This is a genomic window from Pacificimonas sp. ICDLI1SI03, assembly GCF_054740865.1.
The window spans coordinates 1248454-1264875 of the sequence record NZ_JBSQAU010000001.1; the positions used below are offsets into that span (position 1 = coordinate 1248454).

14 protein-coding genes and 1 tRNA gene are annotated in these 16422 nt (G+C 60.8%); 9 read left to right on the forward strand and 6 right to left on the reverse strand.

Going from position 1 to position 16422, the window contains the following annotated elements:
- The first annotated feature begins 8 nt into the window (after positions 1–8).
- The 5 genes from ACSMXM_RS06185 (at position 9) to ACSMXM_RS06205 (ending at position 4657) form a co-directional block, all read left to right on the forward strand.
- Positions 9–932 carry a rod shape-determining protein MreC gene (locus tag ACSMXM_RS06185; protein ID WP_460314914.1) on the forward strand — a complete coding sequence of 308 codons (924 nt, stop codon included), beginning with the start codon at positions 9–11 and terminating at the stop codon, positions 930–932.
- Positions 929–1501 carry a rod shape-determining protein MreD gene (locus ACSMXM_RS06190; RefSeq protein WP_460314916.1) on the forward strand — a complete coding sequence of 191 codons (573 nt, stop codon included), beginning with the start codon at positions 929–931 and terminating at the stop codon, positions 1499–1501. Before ACSMXM_RS06185 ends, ACSMXM_RS06190 begins: the two co-directional genes overlap by 4 nt.
- On the forward strand, positions 1498–3390 hold the full coding sequence (gene mrdA / locus ACSMXM_RS06195) for a penicillin-binding protein 2 (protein WP_460314918.1): 1893 nt from the start codon (positions 1498–1500) through the stop codon (positions 3388–3390). Before ACSMXM_RS06190 ends, mrdA begins: the two co-directional genes overlap by 4 nt.
- A 28-nt stretch (positions 3391–3418) precedes the next feature.
- Entirely contained in the window at positions 3419–4495 is a 1077-nt protein-coding gene (rodA, locus tag ACSMXM_RS06200) for a rod shape-determining protein RodA (protein WP_460316363.1), read from the forward strand.
- A gap of 86 nt (positions 4496–4581) precedes the next feature.
- Positions 4582–4657 (forward strand) — tRNA-Lys (locus tag ACSMXM_RS06205).
- A 58-nt stretch (positions 4658–4715) separates the two neighbouring features.
- Here ACSMXM_RS06205 and ACSMXM_RS06210 read toward each other — a convergent pair.
- Complete coding sequence (locus ACSMXM_RS06210) at positions 4716–4931, reverse strand: hypothetical protein (protein WP_460314920.1); 216 nt, start codon at positions 4929–4931, stop codon at positions 4716–4718.
- Between the two features lie 5 nt (positions 4932–4936).
- Between ACSMXM_RS06210 and ACSMXM_RS06215 the strand changes: the two genes are divergently transcribed.
- Positions 4937–5473, forward strand: a complete 537-nt coding sequence (locus ACSMXM_RS06215; RefSeq protein WP_460314922.1) for an AAA family ATPase — start codon at positions 4937–4939, stop codon at positions 5471–5473.
- Positions 5474–5653: 180 nt separating this feature from the next.
- Here ACSMXM_RS06215 and ACSMXM_RS06220 read toward each other — a convergent pair whose 3' ends face one another.
- The 4 genes from ACSMXM_RS06220 to ACSMXM_RS06235 form a co-directional block, all read right to left on the reverse strand.
- Complete coding sequence (locus ACSMXM_RS06220; RefSeq protein WP_460314924.1) at positions 5654–6673, reverse strand: DUF1611 domain-containing protein; 1020 nt, start codon at positions 6671–6673, stop codon at positions 5654–5656.
- 66 nt (positions 6674–6739) lie between these two features.
- Positions 6740–7753 (reverse strand): dipeptide epimerase, encoded by a 1014-nt coding sequence (locus tag ACSMXM_RS06225; RefSeq protein WP_460314926.1) that lies wholly within the window; start codon positions 7751–7753, stop codon positions 6740–6742.
- Between the two features lie 10 nt (positions 7754–7763).
- A complete protein-coding gene (locus ACSMXM_RS06230) occupies positions 7764–8777 on the reverse strand; it encodes a serine hydrolase (protein WP_460314928.1) in 1014 nt (337 codons plus the stop codon).
- Between the two features lie 224 nt (positions 8778–9001).
- Positions 9002–10252 carry an alpha/beta hydrolase gene (locus tag ACSMXM_RS06235; protein WP_460314929.1) on the reverse strand — a complete coding sequence of 417 codons (1251 nt, stop codon included), beginning with the start codon at positions 10250–10252 and terminating at the stop codon, positions 9002–9004.
- Between ACSMXM_RS06235 and ACSMXM_RS06240 the strand changes: the two genes are divergently transcribed.
- Together ACSMXM_RS06240 and ACSMXM_RS06245 are read left to right on the forward strand one after the other, a co-directional pair.
- Positions 10208–10798 (forward strand): response regulator transcription factor, encoded by a 591-nt coding sequence (locus tag ACSMXM_RS06240; protein WP_460314931.1) that lies wholly within the window; start codon positions 10208–10210, stop codon positions 10796–10798. The genes ACSMXM_RS06235 and ACSMXM_RS06240 overlap by 45 nt on opposite strands.
- 90 nt (positions 10799–10888) lie before the next feature.
- Positions 10889–12229, forward strand: coding sequence for an APC family permease (locus ACSMXM_RS06245; protein WP_460314933.1), 1341 nt, complete (start codon positions 10889–10891; stop codon positions 12227–12229).
- On the opposite strand, the gene ACSMXM_RS06250 is transcribed toward ACSMXM_RS06245, so the two are convergent.
- Complete coding sequence (locus tag ACSMXM_RS06250; RefSeq protein ID WP_460314935.1) at positions 12226–13911, reverse strand: amidohydrolase family protein; 1686 nt, start codon at positions 13909–13911, stop codon at positions 12226–12228. The genes ACSMXM_RS06245 and ACSMXM_RS06250 overlap by 4 nt on opposite strands.
- A gap of 324 nt (positions 13912–14235) precedes the next feature.
- Here ACSMXM_RS06250 and ACSMXM_RS06255 point away from each other — a divergent pair, with 324 nt between their 5' ends.
- Positions 14236–16419 carry a TonB-dependent receptor gene (locus ACSMXM_RS06255; RefSeq protein ID WP_460314937.1) on the forward strand — a complete coding sequence of 728 codons (2184 nt, stop codon included), beginning with the start codon at positions 14236–14238 and terminating at the stop codon, positions 16417–16419.
- Positions 16420–16422 lie beyond the last annotated feature (3 nt).

Consider the following 16422-nt stretch of genomic DNA (forward strand, 5'->3'; position numbering starts at 1 on the left):
AAGCGACTGTGGCCTGGCCGCCCCGAAAGGTACGAAGCGGCACGACGCGGCGACAGCGGACTCTTGCCTTCCTGGGACGCAGCTTTCTGCTGCTGGTCATCGGGATGGCGCTGGGCCTGCTGATCATGAGCCGGTTCGCGCCGGACCGGTCCGAAGGGCTGCGCGGCATCGGCGCAGACATGGTCGCGCCCGTCTGGCGGGTCGTGCAGGTGCCGGTGGAAACGGTGGCCGGGATCTGGAACAATGCCAGCGCCTATATGGACGCTGCCCGTCGCGTAAAAGTGCTGGAACGGCGCGAGGCGCTGTACCGGCAAGAGCGTCTGAAATACGAAAACGCGCTGCGCGAAAACCGCGAGATGAAGCGCCTGCTGGACGTCGTCGATCCGGCACCCGAGCAGGTAGGCGTGTTTGCCGTTTCTGGCGCGGCAGGAGGCGCCTATGCCGCGCAGGCCCTGATTTCCGGCGGGTCTCGTAATGGCGTCGATGCAGGCCAGCCGGTCAGAAGCGACGTCGGCCTGATCGGTCGTACGCTGGAGGTCGGGCGCTCCTCCTCCCGCATCATGCTGATCACCGATCCTGCCAGCCGTATTCCGGTCCGCGTTGTCAGGACAGGCCTGCCCGCCCTCGTCATCGGGACCAACCGACCGACAATGGATGTCGACCTGACCGGGCCAACGTCCAACCAGGTGGCGATCGGCGACCGGCTGGTGACGTCGGGTGACGGCGGCCTGTTCGCCCCTGGCATCCCCGTGGGCACCATCGTCGCCACGGGGGGAGAAATGCCCCGCGCCCGTCCCGCAGCCATCCCATCCCTGGCCCAAATGGTGATCGTGGACCGACCCTATATCAGCGAGTTGACCCCGTCGCCGCCTGTCGACGATGACAATGCGCCGGAGCAGGCGCTGCCGCAGGCTTCGCCGTCCGCCCCATGAAGCCACCCATCAAGGACCGGGGCTATGTAAGCCACCGACCATGGGGATCGCTGTCCAACCGGGAACGCGGCACCATCGTCGCCAGCAGCCTGCGTGCGTTCATCGCCCCCATCATCGTGTTCGTGGGACTTTGCCTGTCCACCGCGCCGCTGTTCACGCCCTGGCCGGCCTGGCCAAACCTGGGCCTGGCGCTCGTTTTTTTGTATGCGCTGTACCGGCCCAATCAATTGCCGGTCTGGGCGGCCATGCCGCTGGGTATCGTCGCGGATGTGGTCTTTGCAATGCCGCTGGGCGTGAATGCCGTGCTTCTGCCCCTGTTCATGTTGGCCATCATATGGATGGATCAGCGAACGGCGCGCGTGCACTGGTTGGCCGACTGGCTGGTATCGGTCCCTTTCATTTTGGGATATCAGCTTATCTTATGGAGGCTGTGCCTGCTGGTGGGCGAGGTGGATGCCCCCGCCCTGCCCTTCATAACGCAGGGCCTTGCCACGCTGGCGGCCTTTCCGCTGGTCGCGTCAATTTTCGTCAGGACGCAGCGCCGCTTTGTCGACAAGGTCAAGGAATGAAATCGGACGTCGAAAGAGACCGCACATTTACGCGCCGCGCGCTGTTCGTGGGCGGTTTGCAGGCGGCCGCGGGCGCTCTGATCGGCGGGCGGATGGTCTATCTGAGCGTCTTCGAGGGGGAAAAATACGCGACGCTGGCCGAGGATAATCGGGTTGCGGTCCGCCTGATTTCCCCCCGCCGCGGCTGGCTGACCGACAGGACCGGGCAGCCGCTGGCCATCAACCAGCCGGAATATACGCTGGAACTGATCCCTGAACAGGTGCCCGATATCGCGGCCACTCTGCGGCAGTTGCAAGAACTGATCGTACTGACGCCGGAGGAAATCAAACGGATCGAGGAGGAGGCGGGAACGCGCCCTGGCTATCTGCCCATACAGGTGGCGGGGAACGTCGATTGGGAGGCCTATACCGCCATCAATGTCCGCCTGCCCGAACTGGACGGTGTGCAGCCGGTGCGCGGGTTCAGCCGCTATTATCCAGATGGCGAGGCCGTCGGCCATCTGATGGGCTATGTCGCCGCCCCGACCCGCGAACAATATCTGGAGGCGGATAAAGACCCGCTGTTCCTGCACCCTGCCTTCAAGGTGGGCAAGGACGGCGTCGAACGCACAATGGACGAACGGCTGCGCGGTGAACGCGGTGCCCGGCGCGTGGAGGTCAATGCGCGCGGACGTATCATTCGCGAACTCGATACACGCCCCGACACGCCGGGCGAGAATATCCGCCTGTCCATCGACCGCGATTTGCAGGTTTTTGCGGCCCGGCGGATCGGACCGGAATCGGGTTCCGTCGTTGTTCTCGATACGATGACGGGCGAGGTGCTGACGATGGTGTCCATGCCCGCATTCGACCCCAATGCCCTGTCCGACGGCATCAGTTACAAGGAATGGGACGCCCTGACCGGGGACGAGATGAACCCCCTGATCAACAAGAGCATTCAGGGGCTTTATCCGCCGGGATCCACCTTCAAGCCGGTCACGGCACTGGCGGCGCTGGCCAATGGCGTCGACCCGCTGGACCGGGTGATCTGCAATGGCGGCTATCAGCTGGGTCGGCACCGGTTCGCCTGCTGGCGTCGCGGCGGCCATGGCTATGTCGACCTGGACAAATCCATCTACCAAAGCTGCAACGTCTATTATTACACGCGCGGACGGCAAATCGGCATCGACGCTATCCACAGCATGGGCGCCAAGCTGGGCCTGGGCCAGACCTATGACACGTTGCAATTGCCGAACCAGAAGGGCGGTATCCTGCCCGACCCGGCCTGGAAGCAGGAGCGCTACGATCAGGACTGGCTGGTGGGCGAGACGCTGAATTCATCCATCGGCCAAGGTTATAATGCCCTGTCGCCGCTGCAACTGGCCGTAATGGTGTCGCGCGTCGCATCCGGAAAGAAGATCATGCCGACGCTACTGGCCGGCGTTGGCGAAACCAGAGAAGCGGTGGACATCGACCCGGAACATATGGCCGCCGTCCGGCATGCCATGGATCTATGCGTCAACGGACCCGCCGGCACAGCCGGTCGATCGCGCCTGCCACTGGAAAATGTGCGCATGGGAGGAAAGACCGGTACGGCGCAGGTGCGCGCCCTCGCGAAAAACCGGGGCGGTTCGATCCCCTGGAAATACCGGGACCACGGCCTGTTCGTGGCGTTCGCGCCGGTCGAAGAGCCGCGCTATGCGATCAGCGTCACCATCGAACATGGCGGTGGCGGGTCGGTGGCGGCGGCGCCTGTCGCGAAGGATGTGATGACGTTCCTGTATGACAAGGACAAGGCGATGCAGTCGCTGACGCGGCTGGAGGAAGGCTGGAACCGCGACCGCATTTCCGCCGAGCTTGTTCCCTCCCCTGAAACGGAGGCCGCGCGTGGCGACCCTCGCCCTACCTGATCGCATAGGCCGCCTGCCCTGGCTGCCTATGGGGGCCATATTGGCGCTCGGCCTGTTCAGCCTGCTGGTGCTTTATTCGGCGGCGGGTGGATCGACTGCGCCGTGGATGACGAACCAGGGCATACGTTTTGCCGCACTGTTCGTGATGATGCTGGTGCTGAGCCAGTTCGACGTCACCTTCTGGCTGAAATGGGCCTATCCCTTCTACGGCGCATGCTTCGTCATGCTGGTGGGGGTCGAGGCGGTCGGCCAGTTGGGCGGCGGTTCGCAACGTTGGCTGAATCTGGGCATCATCAATCTGCAGCCGTCCGAACTGATGAAGATCGCCGTAGTGCTGGCCCTGGCGCGCTATTTCCACACTCTGCCACGGGTAAGGACGGCGGCGCTAAGCAGTCTTGTCCTGCCCGCCATCGTTATCGCGTTTCCTGCAGCGCTTGTCATGTTGCAGCCCGACCTCGGCACGGCGCTGACCATAATCTTGGGCGGGGCGACGATCGTCTTTCTGGCGGGCGCGCGCCTGTGGCTGTTTCTGACCGCCGGTGCCGCGGCCATCGTCGGCGTCCCGCTCGCCGTAAAGTTCCTGCTGAAGGAATATCAGCAGCGGCGCGTGCTGATATTCCTGGACCCGGAAGCGGATCCTCTTGGCGCAGGCTATCACATCACGCAGTCCAAGATTGCCATCGGATCAGGCGGCGTCGGCGGCAAGGGTTTCCTGTCGGGCACACAGAGCCATCTGCAATATCTGCCAGAGCAGCACACCGATTTCATCTTTGCGACGATGGCAGAGGAATGGGGCCTGATCGGCGGATTCTTTGTGCTGTTCTGCTATGCGATCATTCTTAGCTGGGGCGCCCATACGGCACTGACAGCGAAGGCGGTGTTTTCCCGCCTGGCTGCGATGGGGCTGACCGTGACGCTGTTCTTCTATGTCTTCATCAACCTTGCCATGGTCATGGGCTTCGCGCCGGTGGTGGGCATCCCCCTGCCGCTGATGAGCTATGGCGGCAGCGCCATGCTGACGGCGCTTCTGCTGATGGGAATCCTGATCTCCATCCATCATCAGAAGGACCGGGTACGCCTGCGCGACGGGCCGGGGCGCTTCTAAGCCTTTACAAGCGTCGCACACGCCCCTACATGCGCCGCTTCCCGGATGTACCACCTCCGGACGGCGGCCCCTTTCGCGGCCCCAGTGGATGCATAGCTCAGTTGGTAGAGCAGCTGACTCTTAATCAGCGGGTCCTAGGTTCGAGCCCTAGTGCATCCACCATTATTTTTATTGGCGTTTTTCCGGTTTCCAGTCAGACGCGCCATCCTCAGTTGGGCGGTCAGTTGGGAGCTTTAACCCTATTTTCGAGCTTCCGAATGGCGCTTGCCGCCAGCCCGGAATCGCGTTTCAGATAGTGCGCGTCGAGTATCGCGCCGACATCCTTAAGGCTGTGCCCGGTGATCGTCGCACTCTCCGCTTCGCTACACTCCGCCAGCGCCAGTCGGGTCACGGCGGTCCCGCGCAGATCGTGGAACGTGACGCCCACGAAGGACACAGAAAATGACTGACCATCTTCACGTCCTCACGGGCGGTCCGGGTTCGGGCAAAACCAGTCTGATCAATGCCCTGGCCGCCGAGGGAATCCGAACCATGCCAGAGGCTGGCAGGGCGATCATCCAGGATCAAACGGACATTGGGGGCACCGCTTTGCCTTGGGATGATCGAAAAGCCTTTGCGGCATTGATGCTAGCATGGGAAATGCGTTCCTACCGTGAGGCCGCGAGCGCGGACGGCCCCGTCATCTTTGATCGCGGCATTCCTGACGTAATCGGCTATCTGCGGCTGTGCGGGCTGCCCGTGCCCACTACCGCGATTCGGGCAGCCGAGCAGCGGCGCTATGCAAGCAAGGTCTTCATCGCTCCGCCTTGGCCAGCCATCTTTCAGGAGGACGCCGAACGCAAACAGAGTCCGGCAGAAGCTGAAGCGACCTATAATGTGATGATCGATGTCTATTCGGAGCTAGGTTACACGCTGGTCACGCTCCCTCGGATATCAGTTGCCGCACGAACGAAGTTTGTTCGCGAGCAGATAGGCTAATTTTCCAACCTGTCATTGTTCTTGGAGCGGCAGCCATGATTAGCTGTCTGTCATATGGATGGACTTCCAGCGCCGGTTTGACAAATCCGTAGCCGCCTCAAATGATCGGGGCCCTCAGGGCGAAGTCGGGAAGCATTCGCCTGTCCAGAGCCTTTAGTGTTTGCGGTCCAATTCAGCGCATCAGGCCAAGCACGCGTCGACCAGGCGATCAAATTGCTCCCCACCCCGCATCGGATCGGCAACAGGCATTCCCAGCCGCGCGCTTTCACGCTCCATCAGCGCAACCGCATCTTCTGCGGACAGGCGGGAGGTATTGAACGAGACGCCTGCACATCGCACTGCCTTGTTGGTGAGCGATGCATGGCGAAGGTTCAGGTCGAGGGCGTCTTCAACCGTTGCGACGGGGAAGCCTGCGGTGCCCAGCATTCTGGTGCGGCCGGGCTCATGACACACGACCAGCACGTCAGGTTGGCTTCCGTGGAGAAGCCCTAGCGAAACAGGCGCATAGCCAGGATGGAACAGCGATCCTTGCCCTTCGATGACATCCCAATGATCCTCCGCAGCGGCGGGCGAAAGGATTTCGGCGGCGCCCGCTTCGAAATCTGAGACCACCGCGTCCATCGGCATGCCGCCGCCCGCAATCATAATGCCGGTCTGTCCGGTCGCGCGAAAATCCGTGCTCTTGCCACGGGCAACAAACGCAGCGGTCAGCGCCATCGCGGTATATTTTTTCCCGAGATGACAATCCGTGCCGACGGTGAGGAGGCGTTTGCCCGTCCGTTTCGCGCCTGTTGCCACGGGAATATTTGCAGGGGGTGTGCGGATGTCGATGAGCCTGCGCCCGTGGCGGGCTGCCGCTTCGACCAGTTCGGGAATATCGCCAAGCCTCGCATGAAGTCCATTCACCAGGTCGAGCCCGACGGTGATGGCTTCTAACAGAGTAGGAATCCAGGCGGCGGAAATGAGCCCGCCGCGATTCGCCACCCCAATCACGAGCGAGCGGGCACCTCGCTCGGCGGCTTCAGCGAGGCTGATGCGGGGTAACCCGGTCGCAACTGCATCGTCCGAGGTCACATATTCGCCGATGCATTTCTCGGGCGCCCAATCGCGAAGGCCAAAGGCTGTCTTTGCATAGCCGGGTTCGGTTTCGTCACCCAGAAACAGCAGATAGGGCTGTGGCAGAACGACAGTGGTGGTCATGAGAATCCCTTTGTCAAAGATGTTGGTTTCGCGCTCGGCAAATAGCGTTTGTCGGAAGGGGCCGGGTTAGGCGGCGCCGATACACCAGCCCCAGACAGTTTCGGGGCACCAAACGGTTCCGTCCCGATATTCGATGCTAAGCTCGCGATCCTGAGCGAGAAATGTCGGCCCATCGAGATCGACGATGTCGCACAGCTGACCGAGAATGAAGGCTGGCGCCATCGCGAGGCTCGATCCAGTCATGTTTCCGACCATCACGTCCAGGCCGAGTTGGCGGGCGGTCTCCGCCATCGCAAGCGCCTCGGTCAGGCCGCCGCTCTTGTCGAGCTTGATATTGACGACATCGAACCGCCCGACGAGCCCGGAAAGATCGGCGCGTGTCAGTGCGCTCTCATCTGCGGCAAGGGGAATGGAGCACTTAAAGCCGTCGAGATCAGCCTCGGCACCCCGTGGTAATGGCTGCTCAAGGAGCGAAACGCCTGCGGCCTCCAGAACGGGAAGGAGTTTCGCGAGCGCCTTCACATCATAGCCTTGATTGGCGTCCACCCCTAGCCAACAATCGGGGCGGGCTCGACTGACCGCCCTTACGCGTTCACTGTCCACCGCGAGGTCGCCCGTCAGTTTGAGCTTAAGCGCGCGGGCGATCGAATAATCAGCCGCGGCATTCGCCATCAGATCGGGCGCTTCGGCACCAAGCGTGAAGGCTGTCAGGAGGGGGCGTGGCTCGCCAATACCAGCAAGATCCCAGACTGCGCGTCGGGTCTGGCGAGCCTCGAGTTCCCAATATGCGCAGTCGAGGGCATTTCGCGCGCCGCCGGCGGGCAAGCGATCTTGCAGGCCAGCGCGACCGATTCCCGCTTCAATGTCACCCCGCACGTCTTGGAGCGCGGCAATCATCGTGTCGAGATTGTCGTCAAGATAATAGACGCCGGTTGCCTCACCGCGCCCCGCATTGTCACCGTCGCTTAATGTCACGACGGCGACCGGGGTACTTGTGAACAGATGCCCTGAAATACGAAACGGTTTGTTTAATTTCAGATCTTCAACGGCGATACTCATCGTCAGCCTGTCGGTCGACATGACTGGCTCCTTATCGATCCAGGAAAGGGCTGTTGAACAGGAAATAGTCGCGAATCGACCGGGACATGTCGGCGATGACTGGCTCGCCGCCTTCTTCCCCCAAAGGCCCCTTTTTGATGAAAGCCACGATGACGATCTGCCCGGCGTCGTCCGGCAGCGTGACGACGCCCACATCATTGACCGAACCGCCGAGCGTTCCCGTCTTGTCGGCCACGACCGTTCCCGCGGGCATGCGACCCCGGATGCGGGCGACGCCGGTGGTTGTCCGTTCCATTATACCAGTTAGGATTTCCGTACTTTCCGAACTCAGGAACTTTCCCGAGAAGAGGCCGGTAAGAAGCGTCGCCATGCCGCGGGGCGTCGCCGTGTTCTGAGGTGCATTGTAATAATGCGGGTGCGGTGTGTGACTGCCGTCCGGAACCTGGCCGGCATCGACGGCCGCCTTGTAGACCGCGTTGAAGGGGCCGCGCGGCAGTTTCAGAAACCGCTGAAGCGATGCCGCTGTGTCCTCGTCTACGCGGACGCCCGTGATGTCATTTTCCCGCAACCAGGCCGTGACAGCAGGCGCCCCGCCCGCGATTTTCACCATGACATCGGTCGCCGTATTGTCGCTGACTGTGAGCATGAGTTCGAGCCAGTTGAGGAGCGAGAGGCTGACCCCGGGATGTATCAGGTGATCGGCGACGATGGGGGACGGCACGCGCATATCCTCTTCAAGAAGGATCATCTGATCGAGGCGCAACCGGCCGGCATCCACATCGGCAAATATCTTGCCTGCAACGGCGACCTTGAACGTGCTTGCCATGGGGAATGGCTCATCAAGCGCCATTCCGATTACCGGCCCCTCTCCATCGAGACGCCAGGCAGCGACGCCGACAACGCCTTGAGACTCCTTCGCGATGCGTTCGAGTTCATTCGTGAGCAAGGCAACGGCGGCATCGCCCGCTGGCGGATTCGTCTGCGCGTTGCTGACTGTCGCGCAGCTCAAAAGCACCGCCAGCGTCGTTCCTAAAACCATCTTCATGCCGAATTCCTCTCGAAAATCTGAAAAAGCCTAAATGTGAGTTGACGGATGAATGGCGAGGCCGCCGGTAAATGGCGCTGCCCGCTGCCATGAATGATCAGGCCACCCCGGATGACAAACTCATGTGTCGGGTTGGGTCGGGACCAGGCGTGAAAGTTCGGACTGGTCGGCAATGCGGCGACCGCACGTGTCATGAAGGTGAGAATTCGCATTCTGGGTGACCTCTATTTTTTGGCGGGCGTCGATTGGAAAGGACGGGTACAGGCCAGCAGGTCCGTCGACGGCGGCGCAGAATTGGAGGAGCGCAGGCCACGAGACCTGGCTTGTTCAAGCACCCCCGAACTTGCAAAGCGCACAGCGCGGGCAAGGAAGGATGGCACCACAGAGAGATGGTCCTCATCGTCAAATTCTACGTACTGGACCTCAAGTTGCGGCGGCCCCGCGTCGCGTAATCTTTGCGCAAGCCAGCGAGCATGATCGACCTGCGCCATCTCGCGCGTGATACAGCGGCTCATCTTCACCACGGCGGCGCGATCTTCTGCCGCTACCGAGGATGCCGCCAGTGTGTCCTGCGCGGGAGATGATTTTTGCTCGAGCCCTCCTACAGTGATCAGCAAGCGTCGGGGAGCAGGTAAGTCGCGTTGTGCAAAAGCCTGCAATTCCCGGTTTATGGCGCGGTCCCCCCACCAGATGCTCGGACTGCCCGCGGCATAGGTCTGGAATGAATCCGGGCGGGTGAACAAGGCGTGCAGGACCAGCAATCCGCCGAGCGAATGCCCCGCCAGGGTTTGCTGCGACCCGTTGATCGGAACGCGCTTCGCAACCGCTGGTTTGACCATGGTTTCGATGAAGGTCAGGAACGCGTCGGCTCCGCCAATCGCGCCATAGGGCGGATCGAAACGGTTGTTCGGCAAGGTTGCACGATCCGCCGGGATCGTCATGTCAAATATCCGGCGGTCGTTGCTGAACTGCGGATATCCGATCCCCACGATCACGGTGGGACCGAGCAAGTCTTCTTGAAGCCGCGCCGTTTCGACAAGCGTCGCAAAGGACCACTGGGGATCGAGTGCATAGATGACCCGATATCCTGTGGCTGGCGCCGGGGTTTGCGGGAGGGCGATGGAGACCGAATAGACGTCACCTTTCCGAGAGGTCATCGACCATTGCTCTGTTCGCTCGATGCTGAAATCGGCTTCGGCGCGGGCGGGCAAGGCGACTAATGCCAGCAGCAACGCGCCGACCAAACCACCTGCCCCGCCCTGCCGCCCGGGCTGCAACGGGCCGTTCAAGAGAGTAATGCGTTCGAAGAGCTTTGCGCGGAGCTCGCGACGTTTATCCCGTTCCAGAATTTCATCGTTTATGTTTTTCGAGACAGCGCGCCCCCCGTCCTCACTCAAACCAATCTCGGCTTGCCATGGCTTCAGAACCGGATGAGCGATTATATAAATGGCCTTTATGCGCTCGACCCGTTTCATCGGCTGACCGTGGAAGGTGCAACCGGTCTGTTCCGGATGCAGGACATCATGCCAGAGGCGTTTCTAAAGTCAGAATATTTCAAACACTTCTACCATGACACGAGCGTCGTCGACGAGGTGCGCTACGTCGTCCGGGCATCGCCGGACACATCGATCCACATCTTCATCGAGCGCGAAGGTAAGGACAATCTGTTCAACAAGGCGGAGATGCAGATTCTCCAAGATTTGACGCCGCTCGTCTGCGCCTTCGTCGAAGCGCAGCAAAACTGGCAGCGTCAGACGCTTCAGGCGCCCGCATCGGGCGCCCCATTATTCGATCTTCGCACGCAGATCGAAGGGCTGAACGGTGGCGTCTTGACCCCTCGGGAGGTGGACACCGTCGAGCTTATGCTCAAGGGGCATTCGACCAAGTCGCTCGCCCGTGTCCTCGGCATCGACGGCGGCACGGTCGCAAATCACAAGCGCAATATTTATTTCAAGCTGGATGTTCATTCAGCCGCCCAATTGTTCGACCTGTTCCTGCGAAGCCTGACGCTGGACGGTTAGGCGATCTCACCGCCCTTCTGTGCTATCTTTGATATTTCGCCCCCCCGCGCGCGGGCCTAGCCTCGGCCTTTTCCGGCCAAGAGGCGAGCTTTGACCCAGGAATTTTCCAATCTTCCTCGCCGCCTGAGTGGTTGGTCGCTGGGCGCGATAACAATCGGAATTGTGATCGGCAGCGGAATATTCCGTTCGCCTTCGGAAATCGCCGGACTGGTCGGAACCCCTGGCAACGTCCTTTTGGTCTGGCTCGCTGGCGGACTGGTCACGATGTGCCTCGCGCTCAGCCTCGCCGAACTTGCCGCCATGTTTCCGCGCTCGGGCGGACTTTATTCTTATTTGCAGGAGGCTTTCGGCAACCGGTCCGCGTTCCTGTTCGGTTGGACCTTTTTCCTTATCAACCCCGCTAATTGGGCGGCGGTCTCACTCATTTTCGCGGACTATATTTCCGCCGTCTATCCACATGGCGCCGGTTACGCAAAATGGCTCGCAACGGGCGCCATCCTGCTTGTCAGCCTTGTGAACATCGTTTCGATACGGCTCTCCAGCCAGTTCAACTGGCTATTCACGGTCATAAAAGGCCTGGCCCTTCTTGGTCTTTCGGCTGGAATCCTGCTTTCGTCGCAAGGCGTATCCTTGCCTGGGGTCGACCCGGGATTCAGCCCGACCGTGGGCGGCTGGGGTGCCGCGCTCATTGCGGTGCTCTGGCCATTCGAGGGCGTTGCCGCAGCAGCTGCGCTGGCCGGTGAAGTCAAAAATCCGCAGCGCAACCTTCCGCTTGGGCTGATCGGCGGCACGCTTTTCGTCATGCTCACCTATTTGCTCATCAATGCCGCCTTCCTGAGCGCTCTTTCCGTTCCCGCGATCGCGGCCTCCCCGTTCGTGGCCGCTGACGCGGCAAGAGCCGTAATGGGGGACTGGGGCAGTACCATTATCGCCGTTGCCGCCATCATCGCTACATTCGGCGCGCTCCTTGCGGGCGGGACCTGTGACCCGCGCGTGCTCTTCGCGATGGCGGAAGACAGGCTCTTCTTTTCAAAGGTCGGCGCAGTCCATCGTCGATTCCAGACGCCGCATGTCGCCATCATCGTCACCGCCCTGTTGGCGGTGGCCTATGTGTGGGTTCGTACGTTCGAAGAGCTAGCTGCGCAGTTCGTGCTCGGCATGTGGGTTTTTTACGGCTGGTGCGTCATCGGGCTCATCAAGCTACGCATAAGTCGTCCCGACCTGCCGCGACCCTATAAAGTGCCCTTGTATCCCTTCCTGCCTGTCATATTCGTCCTTGCAAGCGGTGCCTTGCTGGCCAATGCCTTTGTCGAGATGCCGGTCACCAGTCTCGCCAATCTTGTCGTTATTCTCCTCGGACTCCCGATATATTGGCTGTGGGTCTCTGCGAGAGGCAAGCAGGATTCCGGGGCAGCCGACCGCAGCGGCTAGTCGGCGGCAGGCAACTCGGGCCGGCGGATGGGGCGTCCCGGAAAGGCGCTGCGGTCGAGCACCCCCTTTGCGATCACCGGGGTTCCCGAGACAATGACCCATCTCATCCCTGAAGAGGATTGCGACGGTGTGCTGAAGGTCGCACGATCAGTTACTGCTTCGGGATCGAAGACGCTGATGTCGGCATCCGCCCCCACCTGAAGTCGGCCTTTGGAACGCATTTGCGGAACCGCTTTCTCGAGAATTTGCGCAGGCACCAGCGTTATGCGTCGCAGCGCATCGGGCAAGCTGATGAGGCGACGCTCCCGGACATATTCGCGCAAGAAGCGCGAAAAGGTCCCGGCGCTGCGCGGATGGGAAAAAGCATTGGCAGGCAGAGGCCATTGATCGCCCGATTGCATTTTTCCATCCACTGTCCAGGGCATCGTGTCCGATGCGATCGCACTGCCAGGGAACAGAACCGCCTGATCGAGCATGGCTTGGTCCTGAGGCGAACTATCGGTGCGAAGATATTTATAGACGATGATCGCACCCGGATCCTTTGCCTGCAGCGCTTTGAACGAAGCCTCGTCCAGCGCCCTGCCTTCATATTCGAAATCCTCGTATCGCACCCCGCCAAGGCGTTCCTGCCAGTTCGGACCCCGGAACATCGCGGCGCCGATAACAGTCGACGCGGCCGGATAGGGATAGGATTCGACCGTGATCGGCACTTGATGGGACTGGGCATCGGCGATCAGGCGAAGGACACGCGGGATGTCGCGGAGCGTCGTACTGTTGAGGTGCGACACATGCATATGCGCGCCGGTAGAGGCCGAGACCGCCACCATCTCTTCGAATGCTTCAAACGAACTCAGCGGCTCTTCGGTGCTGATAAAGCGGACATGGGTAAATGTCGGCACGTCGTAGCTGGCGGCGAGACGATTGATTTCATAATATTCCTTACGACCGCTGGGTGGCGCATAGCCGAGATTGAACCCGATGCCGAGCGCGCCCTTGTCGAGAGCCGTGCGCAATATCGATGCCATCGATTCGATCTGGGCGTCCGATGCGATCTTGCTGGACCAATTTGGAAAATGGGCTGCCTTCTGAAACGCTTCGATGGAAGGCGTGAGCGGCAATTGGTCCATGACGGCCTGCCGAGCCGCGGCCCAAGACGCCGACGCCCCATAGTGAATGGGACGCCCTTCGCGCGCCATCTCGGCATAATAGCGATCGATCGGCAGCATGCCGAGTTCAAGTTCGAGGGCGGTGGTCACCCCGTCAAACGCCTGCATGCGCGCCGCCGGCAATTGTTGCCCATGAGAGTGAAGATCGATGAAGCCGGGCGAGACGACCAGGTTGCGCGCATCGATTAGCCGGCGAGCGCGAATATCGTCTGTGGTAACGGCGACAATCTTGCCGCCGCTGATTCCGACGTTGCGGATCGCATCCAATCCCGTTTCGGGATCGATGACCCGGCCACCGATAATCGCAAGATCAACATCGGCCCTAGCGCTTGCCGTGCCGCCAACCGCGAGGCTAATGGCAAAGCCAAGCAGCAGAGCTGCGCGACGCAGTCGAGAAACTCGACGGCTCGCCGAGGCGCCTGCCGCCACCTTGCGGTTCCGCCCGCTGATGCTTCGCAGGCCGTGTCCCGGACACGTCCCTGCACCCCGCACGAGGTTTCGTTTCGTTGTGGTCATGGCGATGGCCCCCGTTTCTGTTCGGGCGCTTGCCGCACCCCGTTTTCGGCTTCGAATATGCTAATGGGCCGATCGGGGATGATCCATGACATGAACATGACGGTCGCCGCCTGGAAGGCCGTCGCCCTCCGATCAGTGTCATCAACCGTCGCAGGCCGCAGCGCAGGGCGCCGGGGAGTGCCGCAGGATGCGGCCGCCCACCCCGACCGTCATATTTACGACATATCGGCCCCTGGTGGGCCTCGATAGACAATTTGAGCAGGCGAGAAGCTCCTCACCGAGCACGCCTGTGATTTTGACTATCGCTAAATGGGGGAAAACCACGTGACCAAAGCCACTGACGCTCTGACTGGGATTTCGCGCCGGACCAAATCCTTAGTGGCGCTGCCGCTCCTCGCTTCGACGATGATGATGCCCAGCCCCTCCTTCGCCCAGGCTTCAAGCGCCCAAGCTTCAAGCGCCGATGCCGACGAGCAACTGTCGGGCGAGATTATCGTGACAGCGCGAAAGCGCGAAGAGCGCGCGATCGATGTTCCCGCTTCGCTCAACGTCTTTTCAGGAACCGCGCTCAAAGACAGTGGCGTGAACTCGTTGACCGACCTTCAATATCGCAGCCCGGGACTGAACATCGCGGTTTCGGGTGGGACATCCCGAATTTCGTTGCGCGGCGTCGGGACCAACATCGCATCCGGGTCCGCATCCGTTGCTGTCCATGTCGACGGAATTTACATTCCGCAATTGCGATTTGCCCTCGCGGAAATGTTCGACATCGACCGGGTGGAAGTACTCAAGGGCCCGGAAGGTACGCTTTACGGCCGAAACGCCACCGGAGGCGCCATCAACCTGCTATCGAAAGCGCCCGGCGATAGGTTTGGTGTAGACGGTTATGTCGGCTACGGGTCTTATAACCTTGTGACGGCGCAGGCCGGCGTAACCGTTCCCTTTGACGAGCGCGGGGGCGTCCGCATCAGTGCGGCCTTTGCGAACGACGATGGCTATACGCGTAATCTCAATGCGCTGGGCGGCGAAATTGATGACCGCAACTATATGGGCCTTCGCTTGCGCGGTCGCTATGACCTGACGGAAACGCTGACGGCCGACGTGACTGCGCAATATTCGCGGGACAAGGGGACGTTGGGATTCGGCAGCAGCAACAACCCCGATTCGCCAGTCTACGCCAGCCTTCCTCCGCAGCGGGAGTCGCCCCGCCGGATCAACGTTGACACCCTGCCCAGCTTCATTGGCGAAGGTCTGTTATTGTCGGGTACGCTGACCCTCGATCTTGGCGACGTGACGCTCAAGTCGATCACCGGCCATCTCGACTATGACACCGACAATATCGCGGATGTCGACGGATCGGGCGGACACATCGGCTATACCGATTCCACCGCCACCAATAATTTCTTCTCTCAGGAATTTCAGCTCTCCGGTGGAACGCCCGGCGTGGTGAACTGGACGGCAGGAGCCTATTATTCGCGCGAAACCTCCAACAGCCGAGGCATCGAGATCGATGCGGACTACCCGGATCCGACCCCCTACCTCTACACAGATCAAAGCTTGCGCACCGGTGGCAGAAGCTATGCCGTCTTCGGGGAAATCACAGTTCCGCTCGGTGAAAAGCTCTCGGTTCTCGCCGGTGCCCGATACACGCACGAGAAGCAGGACGCGGAGAGTTCATTTGCGGCTCCGCTCTTTTTTCCGGAGCCCATCGACACATCGGGTTCGACCAAGGACGATGCCTTCACGCCAAAGCTGCTCGTGGAGTATCGTCCGTATGATGGCGGGAAACTCTATGCGAGCGTGACTCGCGGCTTCAAGAGCGGCGGCGTCAACCTTGGTACGACGGCCAACACCTATAAGCCGGAGAAGATCTGGGCCTATGAGATCGGAAGCAAGAACAGCTTTGCGGATGGTCAGTTCGAACTGGGGCTCGCTGGCTTTTACTACGACTATACCAACCTGCAGCTGCGGTCGGTCCTGTTTACGCCAAACGGCATCATCATCGAGGTCAACAATGCGGCAAAGGCGCCGATCTATGGCGCGGAGGCTTCGCTCGTTGCGCGACCCGCGGACGGTTTCACGATCGACGCGAATGCCGCCTATCTCAATTCCGAGCTCAAGGGCTTTGTGTCGCCTGTCACCTTGACGGAACTAACCGGGCTGCCGCTTCCGCTGTCGCCGAAATGGAGCTTCACCGCCGGCGCCGAATACGCCGCAACACTCGGCAATTCGGGCAAGATCACCTTGCGCAGTGAAGTCACCTACCAAAGCGCGGTCTATTTTCCTCAATTCGCGGACATCGACCGTGAAAGGCAAAAGGGTTACGCGCTGCTCAACGCCAATTTGCGCTATGACCTGCCAGGCGACGACATCTACGTCGCGTTGATCGGGCGTAACCTGACCAACACCACCTACAAACAGCAACGTTTTTACTTTGCCGGCTTCGCCGACATTGAAAACTACGGCCCGCCGCGCATCGTCGAAGCGCGCGTAGGCTTCAAATTCTAGATC